General features: G+C 67.5%; 23 protein-coding genes. 12 read left to right on the top strand and 11 right to left on the bottom strand.

Annotated elements, in window-relative coordinates; genetic code table 11:
- Nucleotides 1-67: 67 nt before the first annotated feature.
- The 4 genes from gcl to puuE all read right to left on the bottom strand — a co-directional run bounded on the left by gcl (nucleotide 68) and on the right by puuE (nucleotide 4,560).
- Nucleotides 68-1,843: a glyoxylate carboligase gene (gene gcl / locus QWG60_RS03150; protein ID WP_107181247.1), complete on the bottom strand. Its 1,776-nt coding sequence runs from the start codon at nucleotides 1,841-1,843 to the stop codon at nucleotides 68-70.
- A gap of 330 nt (nucleotides 1,844-2,173) precedes the next feature.
- Complete coding sequence (locus QWG60_RS03145) at nucleotides 2,174-3,022, bottom strand: bifunctional allantoicase/(S)-ureidoglycine aminohydrolase (protein ID WP_046079387.1); 849 nt, start codon at nucleotides 3,020-3,022, stop codon at nucleotides 2,174-2,176.
- Nucleotides 3,023-3,073: 51 nt separating this feature from the next.
- Nucleotides 3,074-3,562: an ureidoglycolate lyase gene (locus tag QWG60_RS03140; RefSeq protein WP_046079388.1), complete on the bottom strand. Its 489-nt coding sequence runs from the start codon at nucleotides 3,560-3,562 to the stop codon at nucleotides 3,074-3,076.
- Between the two features lie 71 nt (nucleotides 3,563-3,633).
- Complete coding sequence (gene puuE, locus QWG60_RS03135) at nucleotides 3,634-4,560, bottom strand: allantoinase PuuE (RefSeq protein WP_046079389.1); 927 nt, start codon at nucleotides 4,558-4,560, stop codon at nucleotides 3,634-3,636.
- A 592-nt stretch (nucleotides 4,561-5,152) separates the two neighbouring features.
- On the opposite strand from puuE, the gene QWG60_RS03130 reads away from it, so the two are divergent.
- The 3 genes from QWG60_RS03130 (at nucleotide 5,153) to QWG60_RS03120 (ending at nucleotide 8,913) form a co-directional block, all read left to right on the top strand.
- Nucleotides 5,153-5,914: an aspartate/glutamate racemase family protein gene (locus tag QWG60_RS03130; protein ID WP_046079390.1), complete on the top strand. Its 762-nt coding sequence runs from the start codon at nucleotides 5,153-5,155 to the stop codon at nucleotides 5,912-5,914.
- Between the two features lie 83 nt (nucleotides 5,915-5,997).
- Nucleotides 5,998-7,353, top strand: coding sequence for an NCS1 family transporter (locus QWG60_RS03125; RefSeq protein ID WP_046079391.1), 1,356 nt, complete (start codon nucleotides 5,998-6,000; stop codon nucleotides 7,351-7,353).
- A gap of 99 nt (nucleotides 7,354-7,452) precedes the next feature.
- A complete protein-coding gene (locus QWG60_RS03120; RefSeq protein ID WP_046079392.1) occupies nucleotides 7,453-8,913 on the top strand; it encodes an NCS1 family nucleobase:cation symporter-1 in 1,461 nt (486 codons plus the stop codon).
- Between the two features lie 114 nt (nucleotides 8,914-9,027).
- Here the strand turns inward: QWG60_RS03120 and QWG60_RS03115 are convergent, their stop codons facing one another.
- The 3 genes from QWG60_RS03115 to uraH form a co-directional block, all read right to left on the bottom strand.
- On the bottom strand, nucleotides 9,028-9,768 hold the full coding sequence (locus QWG60_RS03115) for a GntR family transcriptional regulator (protein WP_046079393.1): 741 nt from the start codon (nucleotides 9,766-9,768) through the stop codon (nucleotides 9,028-9,030).
- 114 nt (nucleotides 9,769-9,882) lie between these two features.
- Nucleotides 9,883-11,145, bottom strand: coding sequence for a urate hydroxylase PuuD (locus QWG60_RS03110; protein WP_146907593.1), 1,263 nt, complete (start codon nucleotides 11,143-11,145; stop codon nucleotides 9,883-9,885).
- A 64-nt stretch (nucleotides 11,146-11,209) separates the two neighbouring features.
- On the bottom strand, nucleotides 11,210-11,563 hold the full coding sequence (gene uraH, locus QWG60_RS03105; protein WP_046079394.1) for a hydroxyisourate hydrolase: 354 nt from the start codon (nucleotides 11,561-11,563) through the stop codon (nucleotides 11,210-11,212).
- 224 nt (nucleotides 11,564-11,787) lie between these two features.
- Between uraH and uraD the strand changes: the two genes are divergently transcribed.
- A complete protein-coding gene (uraD, locus tag QWG60_RS03100; RefSeq protein ID WP_146907595.1) occupies nucleotides 11,788-12,312 on the top strand; it encodes a 2-oxo-4-hydroxy-4-carboxy-5-ureidoimidazoline decarboxylase in 525 nt (174 codons plus the stop codon).
- A gap of 88 nt (nucleotides 12,313-12,400) precedes the next feature.
- Here uraD and QWG60_RS03095 read toward each other — a convergent pair whose 3' ends face one another.
- Entirely contained in the window at nucleotides 12,401-13,828 is a 1,428-nt protein-coding gene (locus QWG60_RS03095; RefSeq protein WP_107181252.1) for a uracil-xanthine permease family protein, read from the bottom strand.
- A 203-nt stretch (nucleotides 13,829-14,031) separates the two neighbouring features.
- Here QWG60_RS03095 and QWG60_RS03090 point away from each other — a divergent pair, with 203 nt between their 5' ends.
- Nucleotides 14,032-14,655 (top strand): phosphoribosyltransferase, encoded by a 624-nt coding sequence (locus tag QWG60_RS03090; RefSeq protein ID WP_146907597.1) that lies wholly within the window; start codon nucleotides 14,032-14,034, stop codon nucleotides 14,653-14,655.
- A gap of 118 nt (nucleotides 14,656-14,773) precedes the next feature.
- On the opposite strand, the gene QWG60_RS03085 is transcribed toward QWG60_RS03090, so the two are convergent.
- Together QWG60_RS03085 and QWG60_RS03080 are read right to left on the bottom strand one after the other, a co-directional pair.
- Nucleotides 14,774-15,124 (bottom strand): phasin family protein, encoded by a 351-nt coding sequence (locus QWG60_RS03085; protein WP_046079398.1) that lies wholly within the window; start codon nucleotides 15,122-15,124, stop codon nucleotides 14,774-14,776.
- A gap of 149 nt (nucleotides 15,125-15,273) precedes the next feature.
- The gene (locus QWG60_RS03080; protein ID WP_146907601.1) at nucleotides 15,274-15,981 is read right to left on the bottom strand and encodes a glutathione S-transferase N-terminal domain-containing protein; all 708 of its coding nucleotides are present in this window, start codon (nucleotides 15,979-15,981) and stop codon (nucleotides 15,274-15,276) included.
- 318 nt (nucleotides 15,982-16,299) lie between these two features.
- On the opposite strand from QWG60_RS03080, the gene QWG60_RS03075 reads away from it, so the two are divergent.
- The 6 genes from QWG60_RS03075 (at nucleotide 16,300) to QWG60_RS03050 (ending at nucleotide 23,257) form a co-directional block, all read left to right on the top strand.
- Complete coding sequence (locus QWG60_RS03075; RefSeq protein ID WP_046079400.1) at nucleotides 16,300-18,000, top strand: L-lactate permease; 1,701 nt, start codon at nucleotides 16,300-16,302, stop codon at nucleotides 17,998-18,000.
- Between the two features lie 371 nt (nucleotides 18,001-18,371).
- Nucleotides 18,372-19,871 (top strand): glycolate oxidase subunit GlcD, encoded by a 1,500-nt coding sequence (gene glcD / locus QWG60_RS03070; protein WP_046079401.1) that lies wholly within the window; start codon nucleotides 18,372-18,374, stop codon nucleotides 19,869-19,871.
- Between the two features lie 9 nt (nucleotides 19,872-19,880).
- Entirely contained in the window at nucleotides 19,881-20,981 is a 1,101-nt protein-coding gene (glcE, locus tag QWG60_RS03065) for a glycolate oxidase subunit GlcE (protein WP_146907603.1), read from the top strand.
- A 1-nt stretch (nucleotide 20,982) separates the two neighbouring features.
- Entirely contained in the window at nucleotides 20,983-22,212 is a 1,230-nt protein-coding gene (gene glcF, locus QWG60_RS03060) for a glycolate oxidase subunit GlcF (RefSeq protein ID WP_146907605.1), read from the top strand.
- Between the two features lie 168 nt (nucleotides 22,213-22,380).
- Nucleotides 22,381-22,782 carry a heme-binding protein gene (locus QWG60_RS03055; RefSeq protein ID WP_046079404.1) on the top strand — a complete coding sequence of 134 codons (402 nt, stop codon included), beginning with the start codon at nucleotides 22,381-22,383 and terminating at the stop codon, nucleotides 22,780-22,782.
- Between the two features lie 166 nt (nucleotides 22,783-22,948).
- Nucleotides 22,949-23,257 carry a hypothetical protein gene (locus QWG60_RS03050; protein ID WP_146907607.1) on the top strand — a complete coding sequence of 103 codons (309 nt, stop codon included), beginning with the start codon at nucleotides 22,949-22,951 and terminating at the stop codon, nucleotides 23,255-23,257.
- A gap of 79 nt (nucleotides 23,258-23,336) precedes the next feature.
- Here QWG60_RS03050 and QWG60_RS03045 read toward each other — a convergent pair whose 3' ends face one another.
- Entirely contained in the window at nucleotides 23,337-24,221 is an 885-nt protein-coding gene (locus QWG60_RS03045; RefSeq protein WP_246124618.1) for a choline sulfate utilization transcriptional regulator, read from the bottom strand.
- A gap of 145 nt (nucleotides 24,222-24,366) precedes the next feature.
- Here QWG60_RS03045 and betC point away from each other — a divergent pair, with 145 nt between their 5' ends.
- Nucleotides 24,367-25,899: a choline-sulfatase gene (gene betC, locus QWG60_RS03040; RefSeq protein ID WP_046079407.1), complete on the top strand. Its 1,533-nt coding sequence runs from the start codon at nucleotides 24,367-24,369 to the stop codon at nucleotides 25,897-25,899.
- Nucleotides 25,900-26,034: the final 135 nt, after the last annotated feature.

Below are 26,034 nucleotides of genomic sequence, written 5' to 3'. Positions count from 1 at the left end.
GTGGGTCAGCGTACTTGTCCCGCCATCCGGCCACCGGTCCCCACCGATGGCCGGGCGACGACCGTGCTCAGCGAAGCGCAGCGATCGAGCTCGGGGCGTCGGCGACGTTCTCGGCCAGCGCCTCGAACTCGTTGATGCCGGTCAGGTCGGTGCCCATGGCGATGTTGGTCACCCGCTCGAGGATCACCTCGACCACCACCGGCACCCGGTACTGCTTCATCAGATCGCGGGCCTCGGCGAAGGCCTCGCCGATCCGGCCGGGCTCGGTGACGCGGATCGCCTTGCAGCCCAGGCCCTCGACCACGGAGACGTGGTCCACCCCATAGCCGTTGATCTCGGGGCAGTTGATGTTCTCGAACGACAGCTGCACCTGGTAGTCCATCTCGAAGCCGCGCTGGGCCTGGCGGATCAGCCCCAGGTAGGAGTTGTTCACCAGCACGTGGATGTAGGGCAGGTTGAACTGCGCGCCCACGGCCAGCTCCTCGACCATGAACTGGAAATCATAGTCGCCCGACAGCGCGACGATCTCGGCCTCGGGATCCGCCCGACGCACCCCGAGCGCGGCCGGAATGGTCCAGCCCAGCGGGCCCGCCTGGCCGCAGTTGATCCAGTGACGCGGCCGGTAGACGTGCAGGAACTGGGCGCCGGCGATCTGCGACAGGCCGATGGTGCTGACGTAGCGGGTGTTCTTGCCGAAGGCCTTGTTCATCTCCTCGTAGACCCGCTGCGGCTTGACCGGCACCTCGTCGAAGTGGGTCTTGCGCAGCAGGGTGCGCTTGCGTTCCTGGCAGGACTCGGCCCAGGCGCTGCGGTCCTTCAGCCGGCCCTCGGCCTGCCACTCCCGGGCCACCTCGATGAGGCGTTCGAGCGCCGATCTGGCGTCGGAGACGATGCCGTAGTCGGGGCCGAAGATACGCCCGATCTGGGTCGGCTCGATGTCCACGTGAACGAAGGTGCGGCCCTCGGTGTAGGTCTCGAGATTACCGGTGTGACGGTTGGCCCAGCGGTTGCCGATGCCCATCACGAAGTCGGACTCGAGCAGGGTCGCGTTGCCGTAGCGGTGCGAGGTCTGCAGGCCGGCCATTCCCGCCATCAGCGGATGGTCGTCGGGGATGGTGCCCCAGCCCATCAGGGTCGGGATGACCGGCACCCCGGTCAGCTCGGCGAATTCGGTCAGCAGCTCGCTGGCGTCGGCGTTGATGATCCCGCCCCCGGCGACCAGCAGCGGCCGCTCGGCCTCGTTGAGCATGGCCAGCGCCTTCTCGATCTGGGCGCGGCTGGCGGTCGGCTTGTAGGCCGGCAGCGGCTCGTAGGTGTCGGGATCGAACTCGATCTCGGTCATCTGCACGTCGATCGGCAGGTCGAGCAGCACCGGGCCGGGCCGCCCGCTGCGCATCAGCTGGAACGCCTGCTGGAAGGCGCGCGGCACCTGGGCCGCCTCGCGCACGGTGGTGGCCCACTTGGTCACCGGGCCGGCGATGGCCTGGATGTCGACGGCCTGGAAGTCTTCCTTGTGCAGCTTGCTCACCGGCGCCTGGCCGGTGATGCACAGGATCGGGATGGAATCGGCGGAAGCCGAGTAGAGGCCGGTGATCATGTCGGTGCCGGCCGGGCCGGACGTGCCGATGCACACGCCGACGTTGCCGGGCCGGGCACGGGTGTAGCCCTCGGCCATGTGCGAGGCGCCCTCGACGTGGCGGGCCAGCACGTGGTCCACGCCGCCGACCGTGCGCATGGCGGCATAGAAGGGGTTGATGGCGGCGCCAGGCAGGCCGAAGGCAACATCGATGCCTTCCTTCCTGAGCACGTGAACGGCGGCTTCCGCGGCGGTCATGCGAGCCATGACGAGATCCTCCAGTGGCGTTGTTATGTTTTCTGGAAAATATTTCTGTATACAGAGACTAGGCTCGCCGCCGGCACCCCGTCAACGACTTATGGAAATTTTTTCCAGAATTTTATATAGGCAAAAAAATACCTTTAATTTCATACATATAAAAACAAACAAGACAGAAGGATTGTTGACAACAATCGCGCCGGGTCACCGATTCGCGATAACGGTCGAAGGCCGATGAAGATGATGCCTCGTATACCGGACCGCGCCCGGCCCCAGACGACGACACCCGCCAGAAGGCGGGTGTCGTCATACCGTGGCGTGCCGGGCCGATCGTGGGGATCAGCGGCGCTTGCTGTACGGCAGCGCCATATGCCGGTTCACGTCCTTGTACAGCAGGTAGCGGAAGGGCCCCGGGCCGCCCGCGTAGCAGGCCTGCGGGCAGAAGGCGCGCAGCCACATGTAGTCGCCGGCCTCGACCTCGACCCACTGCTGATTCAGGTGATAGACCGCCTTGCCCTCGAGCACGTAGAGACCGTGCTCCATGACGTGGGTCTCGTCGAAGGGGATCACACCGCCGGGCTGGAAGCTGACGATGTTGACGTGCATGTCGTGGCGCAGGTCGTCCTGGTCGACGAAGCGGGTGGTGGCCCACACCTCGTTGCAGTCCGGCATCACCGACGGCTCGATGTCGTTCTCGTTGGTGACGAAGGGCTCCGGCACCTCGACGCCGTCGACGAATTCGTAGGCCTTGCGGATCCAGTGGAAGCGCACCGGGGCATCGGACTCGTTGCGCAGCTGCCAGTCGGCGCCCGGCGGGATGAAGGCATAGCCGCCCGGCTCCATGCGGTGCTGCTCGCCGGCCAGGGTCAGGGTCATCTCGCCTTCCACCACGAACAGCACGCCCTCGGCGCCCGGGTCGGTCTCGGGGCGCTCGCTGCCGCCGCCGGGCGAGACCTCCATGATGTACTGGGAGAAGGTCTCGGCGAAGCCGGACAGCGGACGCGACAGCACCCACAGCCGAGTGTTCTCCCAGTGCGGCAGCTTGCTGGCGACGATGTCGCGGTAGACGCCCTTGGGAATCACCGCGAAGGCCTCGGTGAACATGGCGCGGTCGGTGGTCATCACCTTCTGGCCCGGATGGCCGCCCTGGGGAGCATAGTACTGACGAGAGTGCTGGCGCTGGCTCATGAGATGTCCTCTTCTGATCTGGTGTCTTGTTCCGGGATCGGCGCGGCGGCCTTACGGCAGGGTCACGCGGATGTCGATGGGGTGCTCGTCGCAGTTGTTGCCCTCGCCGCCCCGGTCGACGACCAGGAACTCGCCCTCGCGCTCCAGCACCGACTGGATGGCGTGCCAGGTGCCGGCCGCGTAGTTGACGCCCTGGCGGCCGTCGGTGACGAAGGCGCGCACCTCGGCGGGGTCGATGGCATCGCCGGGCGGGGCGACGACCACGATAAAGCGCTCCTCATGCAGCGGCATGAAGGCCTGGCTGCCCTGGGGATGACGCTCCAGGAAGGCGAGCTCCAGCGGCACCGTGACGGGCTGGCTGACGAAGATGCTGATCAGCGTGCGCGCCTGCTCGCCCAGCGTCTCGACCTTCGCGAGGTCGTGATAGCGGCGGGTGCGGCCGGCGTTGATGGGGAAGTAGTCGGACGTCCGGGTGTCGATCACCTCGCCGAACGGGGCGAAGGCCTCGGGCGTCAGGGGACGGGCTTCGAGTTCGAGCATGCGGTTCTCTCCTGCGGGAACGCGAACCAGGGCGGGCGAGATGTCGCCGGCCCCGGCACGCCTCGGATGGCTCAGCTGGCCGGATGATGCTCGGCCCAGTGGCGGGCGATGTCCACCCGACGGGTGACCCAGACACGATCGTGGGCCTCGATGTGGTCGAGGAAGCGCTGCAGGGCGCGGAAGCGACCGGGGCGGCCGAGCAGCCGGCAGTGCATGCCCACCGACAGCATCTTCGGCGTGTCCTCGCCTTCCGCGTAGAGCACGTCGAAGGCGTCGCGCAGATAGGTGAAGAAGTGATCCGCGGTGTTGAAGCCCTGCGGCGCGGCGAAGCGCATGTCGTTGGTGTCCAGGGTGTAGGGCACCACCAGATGGCTGTGCTCGCGGCCCTGGCTGTCGGCCTCGCGGGTCCAGAACGGCAGGTCGTCGCCGTAGTAGTCGCTGTCGTAGAGGAAGCTGCCCTCGTCGAGCACCAGGCGCCGGGTGTTGGGGCTGTCGCGGCCGGTGTACCAGCCCAGCGGCTTCTCGCCGTAGAGCGACTGGAAGATCTCGATGGCACGGCGCATGTGCTCGCGCTCGACGCTTTCCGGCACGTTCTGGTAGTGGATCCAGCGATAGCCGTGGCAGGCGATCTCGTGGCCCAGCTCCTTGAACGCCTGCGCCACCTCGGGGTTGCGCTCCAGCGCCATGGCCACGCCGAACACGGTCAGCGGCAGGCCACGGCGCTCGAACTCGCGCAGGATGCGCCATACGCCGGCCCGGGAGCCGTATTCATAGATCGACTCCATGCTCAGGTGGCGGTCCGGATAGGCATCGGCGCCGATGATCTCGGAGAGGAACTGCTCGGAGCCTTCGTCGCCGTGAAGCACGCAGTTCTCGCCGCCCTCCTCGTAGTTGAGGACGAACTGCACGGCGATGCGCGCCTTGCCGGGCCATTTGGCCTCGGGCGGAGTGCGGCCGTAGCCGATCAGGTCACGGGGATAGTCGCGTGTCGCGGTCATGGCGACGCCTCCTTGTTGTTGTAGGTGGTTGTTGTAAATCGCCTTTGTCGCCGTCGTTGCCGACGGCCCTTGCGCCTCGGAGCGCCATGATGAACAACAAGTGTATACAATTAAATTCTAGGGTGTGCTCACCTTGCTTGCAAGCAGCCTGCGCCGTCCTCGGTGCGCCCCGGCGTTCTCCGGGATCCGAGACAATACTTCCGGCCGCCATGGCGACGGCACGCGATCAGCCCTCACGGCTCGCCCTCTATTTTGTATACAAAAACATCCGGATTGCCAATCCCCACCCGACGCCGCCCTTCCAACCGATGACCGGAGCAGCTATCTCGCCCTGGTGGCACATGAAGCGATATCCGACGGGTGATGACCTCGATGGACATCCGATCACCTCAAATTCTGAAGACCAAAGAATGTATACAATAAATGACGACACAATGGTGTTCTTGGAATATTCCCAAGATACTGTTTATCAAGGGGTAATAAAGCATTCCACCGGTTCCGGAGGCACCTTGATTTCCGACGGGGATTGGGCCTATTTTGTGTACAAAGAAAATCTCCCTTGTTCACAAAGATAATCAAAGCCGGAGATCCCATGCAGATTCGCGTCATCAACCCCAATACCACCCGCGGCATGACCGACACCATCGGCCACGCCGCCCAGGCCATCGCCTCCCCCGGCACCCTCATCAGCGCCACCCAGCCGGCCCATGGCCCGGTTTCCATCGAGAGCCACTTCGACGAGGCGATCAGCGCCACGGGCGTGCTCGAGGAAGTCGCGGCGGGCGAACGCGATGGCGTGGACGCCTACATCATCGCCTGCTTCGGCGACCCCGGCCTGCTGGCCGCCCGCGAGCTGACCCGGGCCCCTGTGATCGGCATCGCCGAGGCGGCCTTCCACATGGCCACCCTGATCAGCACCCGCTTCTCGGTGGTCACCACCCTGGGCCGCACCGGCATCATCGCCGAGCACCTGCTCGAGCAGTATGGATTCCGCCACCACTGCCGTCGGGTCCGCGCCGCCGAGATCCCGGTGCTCGACCTGGAAGACGACGGCGATGCGGCACTGACACGGATCATCGAGGAAGGCCGCCGCGCCCGCGACGAGGACGGCATCGGCGCCCTGGTGCTGGGCTGCGGCGGCATGGCCGATCTCACTGACGAGATCGCCGAGGCCGTGGGCCTGCCGGTGGTCGAGGGCGTGACCGCGGCGGTCAAGCTGACCGAGGCGCTGGTCGGCCTGGGACTGGGCACCAGCAAGGTCGGCGACCTGGCCTTCCCGCGGCCCAAGCCCTTCATCGGCCGCTACGCCCACTTCTCGGACCATGAAGCATCGGGCAACGACGAGACACGCTGAGCCCCGGCGCCGACTGGCGGCGCCCACCACCGCCCCGTGCGGACAATAACCACAATCACGGCACCCTTAGCGAGGATCCCACCATGAGCCTCTCGACTTCACGCTCCAACACGGACGATTCCGCCCATCACACCAAGGGGGCCGGCCACGAGTCACTGGCCCCGCAGCAGACCCGCATCATGGGACGCACCTCCTACCTGCTGGCCTGGTTCGGCGGCTGCGTCTCGATCGGTACCTTCACCATGGGCTCCAGCGTGGTCGGCACGCTGAACCTGCTCCAGGCCACCCTGGCGATCGCCATCGGCTGTTTCGTGATCGGCATCGCCCTGGCGCTGAACGGCGCCGCCGGCTACAAGTACGGCATTCCGTTCATGGTCCAGGCGCGCAGCGCCTTCGGCTTCTCCGGCACCCGCCTGCCGGGGCTGGTGCGGGCCGTGCCGGCCATCGTCTGGTACGGCTTCCAGAGCTGGATCGGCGCCGGCGCCCTGAACATGGTCTCGGCGACCCTGTTCGGCTTCGACAACCTGATCTTCTTCTTCATCGCCTTCCAGTTCCTGCAGATCGGCCTCTCGGTGCTGGGCTTCCAGGGCATCAAGTGGCTGGAGAACATCGGCAGCGCCTTCATCCTGGCCTCGCTGGTCTACATGTTCTACAGCACCGTGCAACGCTACGGCGACGAGCTCTCGGCCAGCATGCTGACCATGGAAGGCTCCTGGGGCATGCCCTTCTGGGGCGCCACCATGCTGTTCCTGGGCATCTACAGCACCATGATGCTCAACGTCAGCGACTATTCCCGCGAGCACAAGGAAGGCAGCGGCCCGGGGCTGCTGACCACCCTCTACGCCATGTCGATCCTGCCCTGCACCCTGTTCATGGGCCTGATCGGCTACATGGTCTCCGAGGCCACCGGCGTCGCCGACCCCATCAAGGTGTTCGCCAACGCCGTGGACAACACCCCGCTGCTGATGACCACGCTGCTGTTCATCGCCTTCGCCCAGGTCACCACCAACGTGCTCAACAACGTGGTGCCGCCGACCTACGTGCTGATGGACGCCTTCAAGCTGAAGTATCGCACCGCCACCGTGATCGTCGGCCTGCTGGCCTTCGCCACCTTCCCCTGGGAACTGGTCAAGGACGAATCCGCGACCGGCCTGCAGATCTTCGTGCAGACCTACTCCGCCTTCCTGGGCCCGATCTTCGCGGTGCTGGTGGTGGACTACTACCTGATCCGTCGCCGCACCCTGGACCTCGGCAAGCTCTACGACGCCGAGGGCCCCTATCGTGGCGTCAACCATGCGGCGCTGATCGCCACCGCGGTGGGCGTGATCGCGGCCTTCAGCGTCTCCACCGTGTCCTGGTACGCCAGCCTGATTCCCGCCGGACTGACCTACTTCCTGCTGATGAAGCACTGGGGCCCCTGCCAGCGCTTCCGCGACTGATCCTCGCGCCCGGGCGGCACGCCCGGGCACGCAGCCCTCTCCTTCGGGGCGGGCCGTTTTTCATCGTCGTCATTCAAAACAAGAGACCAAGGCCATCCCATGACGGACCTGACCGACAAAGAGCTGGAAATCCGGCGCATTGATCCGCGCCTCTATAACGACGACCTGGCCCCGATCAAGAAGCGCGATCGAAACTGGGGCTGGTTCGAGATCTTCAACGTCTGGTCGAACGACATCCAGAGCCTGTTCGGCTACACCCTGGCGGCCTCGCTGTTCATCTCCTACGGCCTCAATGGCTGGGCGGTGATGGCGGCGATCATCCTCGCCGGCGTGGTGGTGATGGGGCTGGTCAACCTGACCGGCAAGCCCAGCGTCAAGTACGGCGTGCCCTTTCCGGTGATGATCCGTGCCAGCATGGGCGTGCACGGCGCCAACCTGCCGGCCATGCTGCGCGCCGTGATCGGCATCTTCTGGTACGGCGTGCAGACCTACTTCGCCTCCACCGCCATGAAACTGCTGCTGACGTCGCTGTTCGGCGATCCGGGTGGCCAGTTCCTCGGCATGTCGGCGCTGGGCTGGCTGTCGTTCGTGATCGTGTGGGCCTTCCAGATGGCGATGTTCTGGGCCGGCATCGAGCGCATCAAGCACTTCCTGAACTGGGCCGGGCCGCTGGTCTACGTGGTGATGGTGGCGCTGATGATCGTCGTCTGGGTCAAGGCCGGCGACGAGCTGCTGCCCGCGGTCGGCAGCATCTTCGAGGGCCAGAGCGACTATCACGGCAGTGCGATCGGCGCCTTCCTGGCCATCACCGGCACCATGATCGCCTACTTCGCCGCGGTGGTGATCAACTTCGGTGACTTCACCCGCTTCGTGAAGAGCGAGCGCGAGATGAAGCTCGGCAACCTGGTGGGCCTGCCGCTCAACGTGGCCTTCTTCTCCTTCATCGCCCTGATCATCACCGCCGGCACCCTGGTGCTGTTCGGCGAGACGCTGACCAATCCCTCGGACATCATCGAGCGGGTCGACTCGCTGCCGCTGACCATCGTCGCCGCCCTGACCTTCTTCGCCGCCACCGTGGGCATCAACCTGGTCGCCAACTTCATTCCGCCGGCCTATGACCTGGCCAACCTCTTCCCGAGCAAGGTCAGCTTCCGCCTCGGCGGCCTGATCACCGCCATCATCGCCTTCTTCGTCGGCGCGCTGTGGGTGTCCTTGATCAGCGATATCGGCGTCGCCGGATTCGTCAACGCCCTGGGAGCCGTCGTCGCGCCCTTCTACGGCATCATCGTGGTCGACTACTACGTGGTGAAGCGCCAACGCCTGGACCTGCAGGACATGTTCTCCAGCGCTCCGGACGGCGCCTATCACTACGTGAAGGGCTGGAACAAGCGCGCCATCGCCGCCTTCGCCCTGGCCGCGCTGTTCTCGATTGCCTCGGTGTGGGTGCCGGCGCTGGAGGCCTTGGGCGGCTATGCCTGGCTGCTCGGCGCCGGGCTCGGCGGGCTCCTCTACTTCCTGCTGATGCGCGGCCAGCGCCTGCCGGCCGCTCAACCCGCCTGATCAGCGGCGACCCGGTCGCCGCCGCAACGCACGCGCCCCGGCCCCTGTGACAGACAGTGGCCGGGGCGCAGGCATTTCAGGGCGTCGGATTCGGGACGTCGAAAGGACGGTGACTCAGCCGGAGAAGATCTCGTAGAGATCCGGGGCCTCGTCCGCGGGCTCGTGGATCGACAGCGAGGCCTCGATGGCCTTGAGGTGGCGGCTCATGAAGGCACGGGCACGCTCGCCATCGCCCTGCTCCAGGTAGCGCAGCAGGGCATCGTGGTCGTGGGACTCGCAGCCCAGGTGGCCGGCGTTGCCGTAGACGGCGAGGATCAGCGAGGAGCGCGAACAAAGCTGCTCGACGAAGGTCGCCAGGGTGTCGTTGCCGGAGAGCCGCGCCAGCTCGCCATGGAAGGCCGCGGAAAGCTTGATCGCGCTGCTCTGTTCGCCGGCCTTCAGGGCCTGGCGCTCCTCGCGCTCCATGTCGCGCAGCCGCTCCAGATCGGCGGCGGTGATGCGCCGGGCGACCTCGGGCATCAGCCCGCACTCGACCATTTGCCGCGCATCGAAGACGTCCTTGGCCTCCTCGGCGGTGGGCCGGGTCACGCTGGCCCCGCGCCGCGGGGTGAGGGTGACCAGCTGTTCCAGGGCCAGACGCTGCAGGATCTTGCGGATGCCGGTGCGGCTGATGCCGAAGACCTCCGACAGGGCGTCCTCGCGCAGCCGCGCCCCCGGCTTGAGACGGTGCTCGATGATCGCATCGCTGATCGAGCGATGGATCGCCTCGTGGCGCTCGGCGCCGTCACCGTTCTTGCCGGGACGCCCGCTCCCCGAGGCCGGCTTGCGCTCGGCATCGACCTGGCGCTGACTCATGAATGGCTCACCTCCTGACGACTCATGACGCACATTGTATACGCTTTTTCCCCAACGAGACGACCGCCGCCCGTCGGCGACGGGCGGCGGTCGATCCCGCGAGCCGGCCCGGGCTCAGGGCGTCCAGGCGGCGATGCTGGCGCGTTCCTCGTCGGTCATCTGGGTCAGGTTGCCCAGCGGCATGTAGCCGCTCGCCACCACCTGCTTGACCTGGTCGGCCTGGCGCAGCAGCTGCTCCCGGGTCTCCAGGGCCACGCCGGCGGGCGGTGCCGTGAAGGCCTCATGGGTAGGATGCTGGGCGTGGCAGGACGCACAGCGCCGCTCCATGATGCCGTGGATCTCGTCCAGGGGGCCGCCGGAAGCGACGGTCGCTTCCTCGGCGGCAACGGCCCGGCCATCGGTCTCGCCATTTGTCTCACCAGCGGCCATCGGCGCGGCATTGCCGGCACCGCTCGGCGCGCCGATCCACACCGCCACCAGGATCAGCGCCACCCCGGCCGCGGGATAGGCGGGCCTGGTCTGGCCGGCGTGCATCAGCACGAAGAACTGTCGGATCAGGGCGCCGGCGAAGATGAACAGCGACATGATCACCCAGGACAGCTCATGGGTGTAGGTGAAGGAGTAGTGGTTGCTGAGCATCAGCAGCACTACCGGCAGCGTGAAGTAGGTGTTGTGCACCGAGCGCTGCTTGCCGCGCTTGCCGTCGAGCGGGTTGGGCGTCTCGCCGGCCTTCATCGCCTTCACCATGCGACGCTGGCCGGGGATGATCCAGAAGAAGACGTTGGCCGACATGGCGGTGGCCATCACCGCGCCGGTGAGCAGGAAGGCCGCGCGGCCGGCGAAGATCTGGCTGCTCAGGTAGGCGACCACGACCATCAGCACCGCCACGCCGAGGCTCAAGAGGCCGTCGCGCTCCATGTTGGGGCTGATGCGCTTGCACATCTCGTTGTACACCACCCAGCCGCCGAGCAGGAACGCCAGGGCCACGATGTTGGCCTGCCAGCCGGTGAGGTTGGCGGCCCATTCCCAGCTGCTGCCCGGGTTGACCAGATAGAAGCCGGGGTTGGCCATATAGAGCAGCACGAACAGCCCGAAGCCCGACAGCCAGGTGGTGTAGGCCTTCCAGAACGACCAGTGCAGGTCCGCCGGCAGCTTGGCCGGCGCGCTGGCGTACTTCTGGTTGTGATAGAAGCCACCGCCGTGCACGGCCCACATCTCGCCGAACACGCCCTTCTGCTGGTCCTCCGCCGCCTTGGGCGGGCGCAGGCTGTTGTCGAGCATCACGAAGTAGATCGACTCGCCGATCCAGGCCACGGCGGCGATCACGTGCAGCCACCTCAGCAGGAGGTTGGCGAAGTCCAGAAAGTAGGCTTCCATCGGTCAGGCCTCGTTGGAATGGTGCGATTGTTGTTGAGGTCGGAGAGGGGGCGAGGCGGGTTTCCTAGCTACCCCTATACGTGGAGTAGCTGTACGGCGAGAGCAGCAGCGGCACGTGATAGTGCTGCGAGGCATCGGCGACGCCGAAGCGCAACGGGATCACGTCGAGGAAGCGCGGCCCGTCCGCGGCCACGCCGCGGCGGTCCAGGTACTCGCCGGCATGGAAGACCAGCTCGTACTCGCCGGCGACGAAGACCTCGCCCTCCAGCAGCGGCGCGTCGCAGCGGCCGTCGTCGTTGGTCACGACCTCGCCGAGCCGCTGGCGCTCGCCGCCCGTCAGGCGGTAGATCTCGATGCGGATGCCCTCGCCCGGCAGGCCCAGGGAGGTATCCAGCACGTGGGTGGTGAGATAGCCCATCGTCGTCTCCTCGCGTGTTGTGGTGTGCCGCCGTCGTCCTTCGGGGCCCGAAACCGGGCGCCGATCCGGCCGGCGTATATCCTGTGATGACGCCCCATGGCGCGGGCATCACGTCTATCAACAGTTCTAGCCTTGGATAGCGTACATTTCAAACACTTTATTGTATACACTTTTATCGCTACCCTGAGACGGACCACATCGACGTCCATCACGGAGACCCGAGCATGAACCACAAGACGCTTTCCCCGCGCCCCAGCCAGCTGGACCGCGCCGCCTTCGTCGAGCAGTTCGGCGACATCTACGAGCATTCGCCCTGGGTGGCCGAGCTGGCCTGGCAGCGCGGCCTGGGCACCGAGCAGGACAGCCCCGAGGGCCTGGCCGCGGCCATGGGCCGGGTGCTGAACGAGGCCGACCCTGAGCGCCAGCTCGAGGTGATCCACGCCCACCCGGACCTGGCCGGCAAGGCCGCCATCGCCGGCGATCTCACCGATGATTCCACCCGCGAGCAGGCCGGCGCCGGCCTCGACCAGTGCACGCCGGAGGAGATGGCTCGCTTCGAGCGCCTGAACGCCGCCTACAAGCAGCGCTTCGGCTTTCCCTTCGTGATGGCGGTCAAGGGCAGCGATCGCCACGCCATCCTGGCCGCCTTCGAGACGCGCCTCGAGCACGGCCTCGACAAGGAGCGCCGCACCGCCATCGAGCAAATCAACCGCATCGCCGCCTTCCGGCTGGAGGCACGGGTCGGCTGAGCGCCCCGCCGCTGCCAACCGCCTCACCAGAAAGGCGCCGCCGGAATCCCGGCGGCGCCTTTTACGTGCCCGCGGATGAGTGAAAACGTCAGTCGCCGGCGCCGGAGGCGACTCGGCCGCCGTCCGCCCGAGGCTCGCCACGGGCGGCCTGTTCGGCGGCGGCATCCGCCTCGGCGATGGCCTCACGCTCCCGGGCCTCGTCGGCCAGGGTGGTACGCGGCAGCACCAGGTTGAGCACGAAGGCGGTGATCGCCGCGACCACGATCGGCGCCCCGCCGATCACGTTCTGCAGGGTCTGCGGGAACTCGGAGATGGCCGAGGGCACCGCGGCGATGCCCAGGCTGAGCGCCAGGGCCAGTCCGACGATGGTCATGTTGCGCGCCGACATCTCGTCCTTGGTCAGCAGTTGGATGCCGGTCATGGTGATCATCCCGAACACTGTGATGGTGGCGCCGCCCAGCACCGGATAGGGAATGGTGGTCATCAGGGCGCCGAACTTGGGGCTGAAGCCGGCCAGCAGCATGAAGACGCCGGCGATGGCCAGCACGGCGCGGCTGATCACCTTGGTCATGGCCACGATGCCCACGTTCTGGCTGAAGGTGGAGGTCGGCAGGGCGCCGAAGAAGGCGCTGACGGCGGTGGTCAGGCCGTTGCCGAGCAGGCCGCCGGTCAGCTCTCGGGTCCGCAGTTCGCGGTTCATGCCGGCCACGCTGGTCGCCGACAGGTCGCCGATGGTCTGCACCGAGTTGATCACGCAGATCACCACCAGCGAGACGATGGCGGCGGAGTGGAACTCCATCTCGAACGGCATCGGCGTCGGCACGGCGACCCAGGCGGCACTGGCCACCGGGCCGAAGTCGACCATGCCCAGCGGCAGCGCGACCAGGTAGCCGACCAGGATGCCGACGATGATCGCCGACAGCTTGACCACCCCGCGGCCGAACTGGGAGGCCAGCAGCACCGTCACCAGGGTCAGAGCGCCCACGCCCCAGTTCTTCAGCTCGCCGAACTGCGGCGCGTCGACGTTGCCGCTGCCGGCGATGTAGCGGATGGCGATGTCGTACAGCGACAGCCCGATCACCAGCACCACGGTGCCCGCCACCACCGGCGGAAAGAGGTGGCGGATGTACTGGATGAAGTAGCCCACCACCATCATGGTGATGCCGCCGATCAGCTGGGCGCCGAGGATGCCCTCGATGCCGAACTGGCCGCCCACGGCGATCAGCGTCGGCACGTAGGCGAAGCCCACGCCGAAGATCGCCGGCAGCCGGGCGCCGAACTTCCACACCCCGTAGAGATGGAACAGCGTGCAGACCCCGGAGGCCAGCACCGCGATCTGGATCAGCTGCAGCTTCTCCGCCGGCGTGGCGCCGACCACGCCGGCGATGATGATCGGTGGGGTGATGACGCCGGCGATCATCGCCAGCACGTGCTGCAGGGAGATCGGCAGCGCCTTGAGCAGGCGCGGCCTGCCGTGGAAGTCGAATAGCGAGGTGTTGTTGGTATTGCTCTGCATGGTCTCGGCCTTCGGTGTGGTGTTGTTGTGCGTTCAGCCGTCAGCGTCGCACCGGCAGGTTGATGCCGGCACTTGGATACACAATTATCGGTATCAAGAGACACCATAGCGACTAAAACTGTATACAATCAACCAGACCTTGGCCGCGAATGCCCGTCGACTGAACTAGACTCGAAGCCATGCAGGCGATAGCGGAGTCCGCCATGTTTCGTGACCGTCGGGATGCCGCCGAACAGCTGGCCCATCGGCTGGCGCCCTTGAAGGAACAACGCCCCCTGATCCTCGCCATTCCCCGCGGGGGCGTGCCCATGGGGCGACTGATCGCCGATGCGCTGGAGGGCGAGCTGGACGTGGTGCTGGTGCGCAAGCTCGGCGCGCCGGGCAATCCGGAGTACGCCATCGGCGCGGTGGGCGAGGAGGAACGCGTACAGCTCGAGCCGACGGCCGCCCACTATGACGAGCGGCAGATCGCCAGCGAGATCGAGACCCAGCAGGCGCTGCTGGCCGAACGCCGACGTCGCTACACGCCGGTTCGTGCGCCCATCGATCCGGCGGGGCGCGTGGTGGTGGTGGTGGACGACGGCAGCGCCACCGGCGCCACCATGGCCATGGCGCTGGAGACCCTGAAGCATCGCCGGCCGGCGCGGCTGATCGCCGCCCTGGGCGCCGCCCCGCCCGAGACCGTGGTCCGCCTGGAGGCCCTCGCCGACGAGGTGGTCTGCCTGGAGGCCCCGGCCAGCTTCGGCGCCGTCGGCCAGTTCTTCGCCGATTTCGGACAGGTCGGCGACGACGAGGTCGTGCGCCTGCTCGGCACCGAACACGGCTGATCGTCTCGGCCACAAAAAAGGGCCATCGCATGGCGATGGCCCCAAAGGCCCGGCAGGGCCCCCTTGCTCGGTCGGCGTCCGGCAGCCCCAAGGCCAGCCGGACGCCGAGGATGGTCGGTTACTTCGCGCCGAGTGCCTTGAACTGCTGCTCGGCCAGGGTCTGGCATTTCTGGGCGTAGTCCTGGCCGAGGCTCAGCAGGGTCTCGGCGTCGGACTTGAGCCGGTCGCCGAGCGACTGCATGGCCTGCTGCTGCCCGTCCAGGGCCTTCTGGACGTCCTCGGCGCTCCTCACCGACAGCCAGCCGCGGGCCTGGGCCAGGGTCGCCTCGGACACCGATTCGGCGGCGCCGAACTGGGTCGCCATCAGTTTCTCGGCGGTCTCGAGATTGAGGGCGCCATAGGCGCGCATCGGGGTCACGAAGAGGGATTCGAACTGCTCACCGGTCTTGGCGTTCGCTGCCTGGGTCATGCTCCACCTCCGATTAGGGACGCACAGCGGGCGACGGCCCGTGTTGCATTGCAACATAGCAGGCGATTTTGTGCGCTGCAACATGGGGTTTTTCATCCCGCTGATGCTCTCCCTCCCTCGGCGTATCGCCTCGTGCAGCCGGGCCTGCCCTAGCGATAGGCGCCCTCGATATCGGTCACCCGCGTCGCCTCGCGACCCAGCCCGTCGTGCAGGTCGAGCATGCGCTCGCGCCAGGCGTAGACCGGATCGGCATTGGAGATCAGGTCGGCGCTGGACACGCAGTGCGCCCACATGAAGAAGCCGAACACCAGGTAGTCGGCGCCGCCCGGGGCGTCGCCGTCGAGGAAATCCGCCTCCTCGAGGCGGCCACGCAGCGGCGCCAGGGCGGCGTCGAGCTGCGACAGCCCCTTGGCCGGGGAGTGGAACTCCTCGAGGCTGCGGCCCAGGCGCGCCTCGCGGCTTTCGCGGAAGTAGGCACGGTCGTCGGGGTGGATGGCGTTGAACAGGTCCATGACGATGGTGCGCAGGATGGCCGGCGCCAGGGCACGCTCGGCATAGTGCTTGAAGAAGCGGGCGCGGGCCTCCGCCTCCCCCTCGCCGAGCAGCGGCGCCTCGGGATAGGCGCGATCCAGGTAGCGCAGGATGTCGTAGCTGTCGGTCACCGTCTCGTCGCCATCGACCAGCACCGGCACCTTGTCGGTGTCGGCGAAGGCCAGTGCTTCCTTGTCGGTGAACCGCCAGGGCCGCGTCTCGACGCCGAGCCCCTTGTGGGCCAGGGCGTAGCGAACGCGCCAGCAGTAGGGCGAGAACCGCAGTCGCTCGTCGATGCCGCAGAGATCATAGAGCACAGGTGTCATGCCGACTCCTCGTCGCTTGGTGAAAACCCGATGGTGACAGGCCGGCGCCTTTCCCGCACGCCGCGGGCGGCGCGCCCGATCTTGTCTATTGGTCGAAGCACCGTGCCGGCCAAAAGGTCGCTCGCTTTCATTCCAATGGCGTTAACTCTTTGATCCAGCATGCCTTTCTTAAAGGTAAGACAAACTTTTCGAGCCAGAAATAGTGGTCATACCAATTTACCCTGGATGGTCAATCCACGCGGCCGGCCGTAAGGTTTCCGCGGATCGTCGCCCGCACGCGACCCACAACAACACCATCATCGATGAGGGACCTCATCCATGCACGACTCTCTACTGGCGCTACTGGCGTTCACTCCTCTGCTGCTGGCGGGGATCCTGCTGATCGGCCTGCGCATGGCGGCGCGGGTCGCCATGCCGATCGTCTTCGCCGTGACCGCCGTCATCGCCCTGTTCGCCTGGGACATGACCACCACTCGGGTGCTGGCCTCGACCCTGCAGGGCCTGATGCTGACGGTGGCGATCCTGTGGATCATCTTCGGCGCCATCCTGCTGCTCAACACGCTCAAGCATTCCGGCGGCATCACCGCCATCCGCAACGGCTTTTCCGGCATCAGTCCGGACCGCCGCGTCCAGGCCATCATCGTCGCCTGGCTGTTCGGCTGCTTCATCGAGGGCGCCTCGGGCTTCGGCACCCCGGCCGCGGTGGCCGCCCCGCTGATGGTGGCGCTCGGCTTCCCGGCGCTGGCCGCCGTGGTCGTCGGCATGATGATCCAGTCCACCCCGGTATCCTTCGGCGCCGTGGGCACCCCGATCGTGGTCGGCGTCTCGGGCGGTCTCGACAGGAACGGGATCACCGCCGCCCTGGAAGCCGGTGGCAGCAGCTGGCTCGACTACTTCCACCTGGTGGCCGGTGAGGTCGCGGTCGTCCACGCCCTGGTCGGCGTGTTCATGCCGCTGCTGATGGTTACCGTGATGGTGCGCTTCTTCGGCGCCAACCGCTCCTGGAAGGAAGGCCTGGCCATCGCGCCGTTCGCGCTGTTCGCCGGCGTGTGCTTCGTGGTGCCCTATGCACTGGCCGGCGTGCTGCTGGGGCCGGAGTTCCCGTCGATGATCGGCGCCATGGTCGGCCTGGCCATCGTCGTGCCGGCCGCCCGCCGCGGCTTCCTGATCCCCAGGGAAAGCTGGGACTTCCCGGCATCGACCTCCTGGCCGGACCACTGGATCGGCAAGCTGGTCATCAAGACCGACGAGGTGGTCGGCAAGACGCCCATCTCCACCGCCATGGGCTGGCTGCCCTACGTGCTGCTGGCCGTGCTGCTGGTCGCCTCGCGCACCATCGACCCTCTGAAACAGGTGCTGACCTCGGTGAGCCTGAGCTGGAGCAACATCCTCGGCGAGGCCGGCATCTCCGGCAGCATCCAGCCGCTCTACCTGCCCGGCGGCATCCTGGTGGCGGTGGTGCTGCTCACCGCGCTGCTGCATCGCATGCGCCTCGGCGAGCTGCGTGCCGCCTTCGGCGAATCCACCCGCACCCTGGCCGGTGCCGGCTTCGTGCTGGTCTTCACCATCCCCATGGTGCGTATCCTGATCAACTCCGGCGTCAATACCGCCGACCTGGTGTCGATGCCGGTGGCCATGGCAAGCCTGGTGGCCGACGGCGTCGGTGACATTTACCCGCTGTTCGCGCCCGCCGTGGGTGCCCTCGGCGCCTTCATCGCCGGCTCCAACACCGTGTCCAACCTGATGCTGTCGGACTTCCAGTTCAACGTGGCCCAGCAGCTCGGCGTCTCCACGGCCCTGATGGTGGCCCTGCAGGCCGTCGGCGCCGCCGCGGGCAACATGATCGCCATCCACAACGTGGTCGCGGCCTCGGCCACCGTGGGCCTGCTCGGCCGCGAGGGGATCACCATCCGCAAGACGATCCTGCCGACGCTCTACTACGTGCTGGCGGCGGGGCTGATAGGCCTGGTGGCCATTCAGGTCTTCGGCATCGGCGACCCGCTGCTGGCCCTCGGCTGAGCCGGCGCCCGCCCACGGCCAAGGCCGCGGGCGGGCTCGGGACGACTCGTTCATTAGTCTAACGAGCGCCGGGCGATGGTTCGGTCATCCTCGGCGCTCCGATGCCTAACCCCTTGATTGTCCATGGAGATCATCGCCCTTCGACGCAAGAAGCGCGGCATGCAATTGGTCTTACCATTGATCCAGAATAGCCATCGGCGCCCTGCGGGTCGTATCGTTTCCTTATCGGACCTTCCCTGACAACGCGGCGACGATTCGCTCTCGCGGCAAACGAGCGTGGACAGGGAAACAACTGGAAAATATTTCTGCAAACGCAAGAGGCGTGTTCTGATCGCGGTCATGCCATCGCCGCCTCACCAGCCGGAGCCGTCATGAACATCCACTACGACGCACGACTCGACGGCGAGCTGCCCCGCCGTGACAAGGCGGAGGTGCTCGCCAGCCTGCAGCAGGCCGCCCCCGGCCTGACGCTGCTCCATCGCGAGGAGGACCTGCACCCCTTCGAATGCGACGGCCTGGCCGCCTATCGCGTCATGCCCATGCTGGTCGCTCTGCCGGAGACCCTCGACCAGGTCGAGGCGCTGCTCAAGGGCTGCCGGGCACTGGGCGTGCCGGTGGTCACCCGCGGCGCCGGCACCGGCCTCTCCGGCGGCGCCCTGCCGCTGGAGCAGGGCGTGCTGCTGGTGATGTCGCGCTTCAGCAAGATCCTCGAGATCGACCCCGATGCCCGCATCGCCCGCGTCCAGCCCGGCGTGCGCAACCTGGCCATCTCCGAGGCCGCCGCGCCCTTTGGCCTCTACTACGCGCCGGACCCCTCCTCGCAGATCGCCTGCTCCATCGGCGGCAACGTGGCGGAGAACGCCGGCGGCGTGCACTGCCTCAAGTACGGCCTGACCGTGCACAACGTGATGAAGGTCGAGATCCTCACCATCGAGGGCGAGCGCATGACCCTCGGCAGCGAGGCGCTGGACGCCCCGGGCTTCGACCTGCTGGCGCTGTTCAACGGCTCGGAGGGCATGCTCGGCGTGGTCACCGAGATCACCGTCAAGCTGCTGCCCAAGCCCGAGACCACCAAGGTGCTAATGGCCAGCTTCGACGACGTGGGCAAGGCCGGTCGCGCCGTGGGCGACATCATCGCCGCCGGCATCATCCCCGGCGGGCTCGAGATGATGGACAACCTGGCGATCCGCGCCGCCGAGGACTTCATCCACGCCGGCTACCCGGTCGAGGCCGAGGCCATCCTGCTGTGCGAGCTGGACGGCGTGGAAGCCGACGTCGACGACGACGCCGACCGGGTCCGCGAGGTGCTCGAGAGGGCCGGCGCCATCGACATCCAGCAGGCCCGCGACGAGGCCGAGCGCGCCCGCTTCTGGGCCGGGCGCAAGAACGCCTTCCCCGCGGTGGGCCGCATGTCGCCGGACTACTACTGCATGGACGGCACCATCCCCCGCCGCGAGCTGCCCCGCGTGCTGCAGGGCATCGCCGACCTGTCCGAGGCCTACGGCCTGAAGGTCGCCAACGTCTTCCACGCCGGCGACGGCAACATGCATCCGCTGATCCTGTTCGATGCCAACCGCGAGGGCGAGCTCGAGCAGGCCGAGGCACTGGGCGGCAAGATCCTCGAGCTGTGCGTGGAGGCCGGCGGCTCGATCACCGGCGAGCACGGCGTGGGCCGCGAGAAGATCAACCAAATGTGCGCCCAGTTCGGCAGCGACGAGCTGACCACCTTCCACGCGGTGAAGGCGGCCTTCGACCCCGAGGGCCTGCTCAACCCGGGCAAGAACATCCCGACCCTGGCGCGCTGCGCCGAGTTCGGCGCCATGCACGTGCACGGCGGCGAGCTGCCGCACCCCGAGCTGCCCCGTTTTTGAGGAATGATCATGGCCACATCCACATCCCCGCAGGACCGGGACATCAGCACCGAGCTGGGCGAGCGCGTCCGCCAGGCCAACGCCGCGGGCACGGCGCTGCGCATCGTCGGCGGTGACACCAAGGCCTTCTATGGTCGACAGGTTCGGGGCCGCACCGGGGAGGTCGAGACGCTCGCCACCCGCGAGCATCGCGGCATCACCGGCTATGACCCGGTGGAGCTGATCGTCTCGGTGCGCGCCGGCACCCCGCTGGCCGAACTGGAAGCGGCGCTGGCCGAGAACGACCAGATGCTGCCCTTCGAGCCGCCGCACTTCGGCGACGCCGCCACCGTCGGCGGTACGGTCGCCGCCGGACTCTCCGGCCCGCGTCGCCCCTGGGCCGGTGCCGTGCGCGACTTCGTGCTCGGCGCCCGGGTGATCACCCACACCGGCGACGAACAGCGCTTCGGTGGCGAGGTGATGAAGAACGTCGCCGGCTACGACCTGTCGCGGCTGATGGTCGGCGCCCAGGGCGGCCTGGGGCTGCTCACCGAGGTCACGCTCAAGGTGCTGCCGCGCCCCTCGGCCTGCCACGGCCTGCGGCTGGAGATGCCGCTGGACGAGGCCCGCGAGCGCCTCGCCGAATGGGGCCGTCATCCACTGCCGCTGACCGCCGCCGCCTGGCAGGACGGCGCCCTGCACCTGCGCCTCGAGGGCGGCCCCGGCTCGGTGGCCACCACCCGCGCGCGCCTCGGCGGCGAGGACCTCGATCCCGGCTTCTGGGACGACCTGCGCGAGCAGCGCCTGCCGTTCTTCGGCGGCGATGACGACCGCCCGCTGTGGCGCATCTCGCTGCCCCAGCGCGCCCGCCTCGAGGCCGACGGCCTCGACGAGCAGGCCATGCTCCACGACTGGGCCGGCGCCCAGCGCTGGCTGAGAAGCGACCTGCCCGCCGAGGCCCTGCGTGATGCCTGCGCCGCCGCCGGCGGACACGCCACCTGCCTCACGCCCGGCGCCGCCGAGCCCTTCACCCCGCTGCCCGAGGTGATGTTCAAGTACCACCGCCGGCTCAAGGCCGAGCTGGACCCGAAGGGCATCTTCAATCCGGGCCGACTCTACGCGGAGCTCTGACATGCAGACGCACTTCACCGAACAGGATCTCGAACAGCCGCACATCCGCGAGGCCGACCGGGTGCTGCGCACCTGCGTGCACTGCGGCTTCTGCAACGCCACCTGCCCCACCTACCAGCTGCTGGGCGACGAGCGCGACGGCCCCCGTGGGCGCATCTACCTGATGAAGCAGATGCTGGAGAATCCCGAAGACGACGTCGTCACCGAGGAGACCCGGCTGCACCTGGACCGCTGCCTGACCTGCCGCAACTGCGAGACCACCTGCCCGTCCGGGGTGGAATACCACAAGCTGCTCGACATCGGCCGCGCCGAGATCGAGCGCCGGGCGCCGCGGCCCGCCGCCGAGCGCGCGCTTCGCTTCGGCCTGCGCAAGGCGCTGGTCGAGCCGGCCCGCTTCCAGGCGTTGCTCAAGCTCGGCCAGACCTTCCGCCCGCTGGTGCCCGGCGCCCTGCGCGACAAGATGCCGCCGGCGCCGGTGGACGCCGGCAGCCGCCCCGAGGGTGCCCGTCACGAGCGCCAGATGCTGATCCTCGAGGGCTGCGTGCAGCCGGGGCTCTCGCCCAACACCAACGCCGCCACCGCCCGGGTGCTCGACCGCCTCGGCATCGGCCTGACGCCGGCCCCGGAGGCCGGCTGCTGCGGCGCCATCGACTATCACCTCAATGCCCAGGACGCCGGCCGCGCGCGGATGCGCGCCAACATCGACGCCTGGTGGCCTCACATCGAGGCCGGCTGCGAGGCCATCGTGCAGACCGCCAGCGGCTGCGGCGCCATGGTCAAGGAATACGGCGAGGTGCTGGCCGACGACCCCGAGTACTCGGAGAAAGCCGCGCGCATCAGCGCCCTGGCCAAGGACCTGGTGGAGATCCTGCGCGACGAGGACCTCGAACCGCTGACGCTGCGCGAGCACAAGCGCCTGGCCTTCCACTGCCCCTGCACCCTGCAACACGCCCAGAAGCTCGGTGGCAGCGTCGATGCCGTGCTGGCCAAGCTCGGTTTCTCGCTGACCCCGGTGCAGGACGCCCACCTGTGCTGCGGCTCGGCCGGCACCTACTCGGTGACCCAGCCCGAGCTCGCCACCGAACTGCGCGACAACAAGCTCGACGCCCTGGAGGCCGGCGATCCGGAAGTGATCGTGACGGCCAACATCGGGTGCCAGACGCACCTGAACGGCGCCGGCCGGACCCCGGTCAGACACTGGATCGAGATCGTGGACGAGGCGCTGGCATGATCGTGACGCGCGCTCATTCCTTCAGCTGCCAGACGCACCTGAACGGCGCCGGCCGCACTCCGGTCAGGCACTGGATCGAGATCGTGGACGAGGCGCTGGCATGATCGTCCACGGCGCTTTTCAATGACAGACTGATACCCCCAGACATCCCAAGAAGGAGCTAACCAGATGCAGACCAAAGCTGTACTGACCCTGGACGACGTCAACGTCCTGCTCGATGCGGCACAGAAGGAAGCCGAGGCCAACGGCTGGTCCGTGACCATCGCCGTGGCCGACGATGGCGGTCACCTGCTCGGCCTGCGCCGGCTGGACGGCGCCGCGCCCTTCAGCGCCGGCGTCGCCACCGAGAAGGCGCGCAACGCCGCCATCGGCCGCAAGGAGACCCAGGTGTTCGAGGAGATGATCAACAACGGCCGCACCGCCTTCGCCACCGCACCGCTGCAGGCCCTGCTGTCCGGCGGCGTACCGGTGATCGTCGACGGCCAGGTGGCCGGCAGCATCGGCATCTCCGGCGTCAAGCCCGACCAGGACGTGCAGATCGCCAAGGCCGCCGTGGCCAGCCTGACCTGACGCTTCCAGCACCTCTCTCGTCCCGACGACAGGAGCCCGGCCATGGCCGGGCTCCTGTCGTTTCAGGCATCCCCCTTGCGTATCCGGGAATTTTTGCATAGGTTTTGTATAGCATTCGACGAAATGCACGGATGCCTATCACACCCAAATGGATGAGAGGTGCACCATGAAACGTATTGCGACCGCTGCCGTCACCCTCAGCGCTCTGATGATGCTGTCCGGCGCCGCCCTGGCGTCACATCACGAGGAAGACGAACTGGCCCCCAACCAGGGCGTCGACAGTGCCAACGAGGTCGAGCAGGGCACCATGGAAGGTCATGACGGTGAGATGGGCGACGATCCGATCGTCGAGGAAGGCGGTACGGACAGCGCCAACGATCCCGCCGAAGATGCCGCCACCCACGCCGAGGGCAGCGTCGACGACGAGGTGGCCCCCGCAAGCGGTGTGGATTCCGCCAACGACCCCGAGGACTGAGGGACAGGCCCTCAGACAGTCAACGGCAACGCAAGCCCCAGCCCAGGCCCAGGCCGGGGCTTTTTCGTGTCGAGGACGCTCAGCCGGCCAGTATCCAGGCCATGAAAGCCCGTTTGGCGTCGCGCCGATCCTCGGGGTGGACGTCGATCATCCCGTAGCCGTTGGAGGTGCTCAGCGAGAGGCCGTCCAGCACCGTCAGCATGCCGCGCTCGATCAGGTCGTCGACCAGCCCCCGCCAGCCCAGCGCGACCCCCTGCCCGGCGATCGCCGCCTGCACCAGCAGCGGATAGTTGTTGAAGATCAGCTCCGATGGCGCCGGCTGCGCCCGGCCGCCCAGGCGCACGAAGTAGCCGGGCCAGTCCAGCCACTGCTGCCCCTGGTCGGCGCTCAGCGTCAGCAGCGGCACCTCGCCGAGGCGCGCCAGCCCGTCGATCGGGCCGTGCTGGCCAAGGAAACCGGGGCTGCAGACCGGAAACACCTCCTCGTCCAGCAGCCGCGTCGCGCCTTCCAGGCCGCGGCGGTCGCCGAACACGATGGCGATGTCGACCTCCTGGCCCTGCCAGTCGAACACGCCCTGGTTGGTCTGGATGCGCACGTCGATGTCGGGATGCCGGCGGCGGAAGTCGGGCAGCCGCGGCAGCAGCCAGTAGGAGGCCAGCGAGAAGTCGGTGAGGATGTTCAGGCGGGGGTTGCGATGGCGCCGCTGTAGCCGGTCGATGGTGTTCTCGATGGTCGCGAAGCCTTCCTGCACGGCCTCGAACAGCGCCTGGCCCGGCTCGGTGAGGCGTACGCCGCGGTGCACGCGATCGAACAGCTTAAGGCCGAGTTGCTCCTCCAGGGCACGGACCTGCTGGCTGACCGCCGACTGGGTGGAGCGCAGCTCCCGGGCGGCGGCGGTGAAGCTCAGGTGGCGAGCCGCCGCCTCGAACACCCGCAGGCCGTTGGGCGATACCCGTTTATCCATCAAAGACATTAGTTAATCTAATTCCAGACATAAAAAATCAGCGAGTTTACAGGGTTTGAGATTAGCAGGGAGACTGTCGCCTCGACACACACCGACGCGGCGACCACGACGATGCGCGTGGCCACAATGAACAAGAGGAGCTCCCATGGCGCGCAAGCAACCCCATATCCTGTTTCTGATGGCGGACCAGATGGCGGCGCCGTCGCTGCCGTTCTACGGCCACAGGGTGGTCAAGACGCCGAACCTGTCGCGCCTGGCGGAAGAAGGCGTGGTGTTCGACTCGGCCTACTGCAACAGCCCGCTGTGCGCGCCGTCGCGCTTCACCCTGATGGCCGGCCAGCTGCCCTCGCGCATCGGCGGCTTCGACAACGCCGCCGAGCTGGCCGCCGACACCCCGACCTACGCCCACTACCTGCGCGACGCCGGCTACCTGACGGCGCTGACCGGCAAGATGCACTTCTGCGGCCCGGACCAGCTGCACGGCTTCGAGGAGCGCCTGACCTCCGACATCTATCCGGCCGACTTCGGCTGGTACGTCGACTGGGAGGACGTCGAGTCGCGCCCCAGCTACTACCACAACATGTCCTCGGTCACCCAGGCCGGGCCCTGCGTGCGCTCCAACCAGCTCGACTTCGACGACGAGGTGACCTTCCGCGCCCAGCGCTTCCTCTATGACTACGCACGCAGCGACCAGGACCGTCCCTTCTGCCTGACGGTCTCGCTGACCCACCCGCACGATCCCTACACCATTCCGCAGGAATACTGGGACCGCTACGCGCACGACGAGATCGACATGCCGCGGGTGCCCTACTGCCGCGAGCTGATGGATCCGCACTCCAAGCGCCTGCGCCACGTCTACCAGTGCGACGAGGACACCGTCACCGACGAGCAGATCCGCAACGCGCGCCGGGCCTACTACGGCGCCATCAGCTACGTCGACGACCAGCTGGGCAAGGTGCTGAAGGCCCTCGAGGAGAGCGGACTCGCCGAGGACACCATCATCGTGTTCTCCGGCGACCACGGCGACATGCTCGGCGAGCGCGGCCTGTGGTACAAGATGAGCTGGTTCGAGGGCTCCGCCCGGGTGCCGATGATCGTCCACGCGCCGGGCCGCTACGCCGCCGGCCGGGTCAAGCAGTCCGTCTCCACCATGGATCTGCTGCCGACCTTCGCCGAATGGGGCAACGACGGCCAGGCGCCGGAATACGCCGTGCCCGTCGACGGCCGCAGCCTGATTCCCCACCTCACCGGCCAGGGCGGCCACGACGAGGTGATCGGCGAGTACTGCGGCGAGGGCGCCATCGCGCCGCTGCTGATGATCCGACGCGGCCGCTACAAGTTCGTCCACTCCACCCCGGATCCGGACCAGCTGTTCGACCTCGAGGCCGACCCGCTGGAGCTGACCAATCTGGCCGAGGATCCCGCCCACCGGGAAGTGTGCCGGCAGTTCCGCGACGAGGTGGCCGGCCGCTGGGACATCGAGCGGCTGCACCAGCAGGTGCTCGACAGCCAGCGCCGTCGCAAGCTGGTGGCCCGGGCTAACATGAAGGGCAGGGTCACGCCCTGGGATCATCAGCCGCACTTCGACGCCAGCGTCCAGTACATGCGCAACACCATCGACCTGGACGATCTCGAGGCACGCTCGCGCTTTCCGAGAGTCGACGCCGAGCAGGCCTGACCCTGCGCTGCCGCCGGGCTTCCGGCGGCAGCGCCCGATCCGGCCAGGCGCCGGGCCCGCTTCACTTCCCCGCAGGAGGCCGTGCCGAAGTCGGCTTTGATACGCGGCCGGGCCGCTACCGAACATACGGTCCGG

This window comes from Halomonas halophila (assembly GCF_030406665.1).
GTDB classification, from domain to species: domain Bacteria; phylum Pseudomonadota; class Gammaproteobacteria; order Pseudomonadales; family Halomonadaceae; genus Halomonas; species Halomonas halophila.
This window is presented reverse-complemented; position numbering and strand designations above follow the sequence as displayed.

Coding starts and splice junctions, on each gene's coding strand:
- gcl (WP_107181247.1), bottom strand. CDS start 1,843: ATGGCTCGCATGACCGCCGCGGAAGCCGCCGTTCACGTGCTCAGGAAG.
- QWG60_RS03145 (WP_046079387.1), bottom strand. CDS start 3,022: ATGAGCCAGCGCCAGCACTCTCGTCAGTACTATGCTCCCCAGGGCGGC.
- QWG60_RS03140 (WP_046079388.1), bottom strand. CDS start 3,562: ATGCTCGAACTCGAAGCCCGTCCCCTGACGCCCGAGGCCTTCGCCCCG.
- puuE (WP_046079389.1), bottom strand. CDS start 4,560: ATGACCGCGACACGCGACTATCCCCGTGACCTGATCGGCTACGGCCGC.
- QWG60_RS03130 (WP_046079390.1), top strand. CDS start 5,153: ATGCAGATTCGCGTCATCAACCCCAATACCACCCGCGGCATGACCGAC.
- QWG60_RS03125 (WP_046079391.1), top strand. CDS start 5,998: ATGAGCCTCTCGACTTCACGCTCCAACACGGACGATTCCGCCCATCAC.
- QWG60_RS03120 (WP_046079392.1), top strand. CDS start 7,453: ATGACGGACCTGACCGACAAAGAGCTGGAAATCCGGCGCATTGATCCG.
- QWG60_RS03115 (WP_046079393.1), bottom strand. CDS start 9,768: ATGAGTCAGCGCCAGGTCGATGCCGAGCGCAAGCCGGCCTCGGGGAGC.
- QWG60_RS03110 (WP_146907593.1), bottom strand. CDS start 11,145: ATGGAAGCCTACTTTCTGGACTTCGCCAACCTCCTGCTGAGGTGGCTG.
- uraH (WP_046079394.1), bottom strand. CDS start 11,563: ATGGGCTATCTCACCACCCACGTGCTGGATACCTCCCTGGGCCTGCCG.
- uraD (WP_146907595.1), top strand. CDS start 11,788: ATGAACCACAAGACGCTTTCCCCGCGCCCCAGCCAGCTGGACCGCGCC.
- QWG60_RS03095 (WP_107181252.1), bottom strand. CDS start 13,828: ATGCAGAGCAATACCAACAACACCTCGCTATTCGACTTCCACGGCAGG.
- QWG60_RS03090 (WP_146907597.1), top strand. CDS start 14,032: ATGTTTCGTGACCGTCGGGATGCCGCCGAACAGCTGGCCCATCGGCTG.
- QWG60_RS03085 (WP_046079398.1), bottom strand. CDS start 15,124: ATGACCCAGGCAGCGAACGCCAAGACCGGTGAGCAGTTCGAATCCCTC.
- QWG60_RS03080 (WP_146907601.1), bottom strand. CDS start 15,981: ATGACACCTGTGCTCTATGATCTCTGCGGCATCGACGAGCGACTGCGG.
- QWG60_RS03075 (WP_046079400.1), top strand. CDS start 16,300: ATGCACGACTCTCTACTGGCGCTACTGGCGTTCACTCCTCTGCTGCTG.
- glcD (WP_046079401.1), top strand. CDS start 18,372: ATGAACATCCACTACGACGCACGACTCGACGGCGAGCTGCCCCGCCGT.
- glcE (WP_146907603.1), top strand. CDS start 19,881: ATGGCCACATCCACATCCCCGCAGGACCGGGACATCAGCACCGAGCTG.
- glcF (WP_146907605.1), top strand. CDS start 20,983: ATGCAGACGCACTTCACCGAACAGGATCTCGAACAGCCGCACATCCGC.
- QWG60_RS03055 (WP_046079404.1), top strand. CDS start 22,381: ATGCAGACCAAAGCTGTACTGACCCTGGACGACGTCAACGTCCTGCTC.
- QWG60_RS03050 (WP_146907607.1), top strand. CDS start 22,949: ATGAAACGTATTGCGACCGCTGCCGTCACCCTCAGCGCTCTGATGATG.
- QWG60_RS03045 (WP_246124618.1), bottom strand. CDS start 24,221: ATGGATAAACGGGTATCGCCCAACGGCCTGCGGGTGTTCGAGGCGGCG.
- betC (WP_046079407.1), top strand. CDS start 24,367: ATGGCGCGCAAGCAACCCCATATCCTGTTTCTGATGGCGGACCAGATG.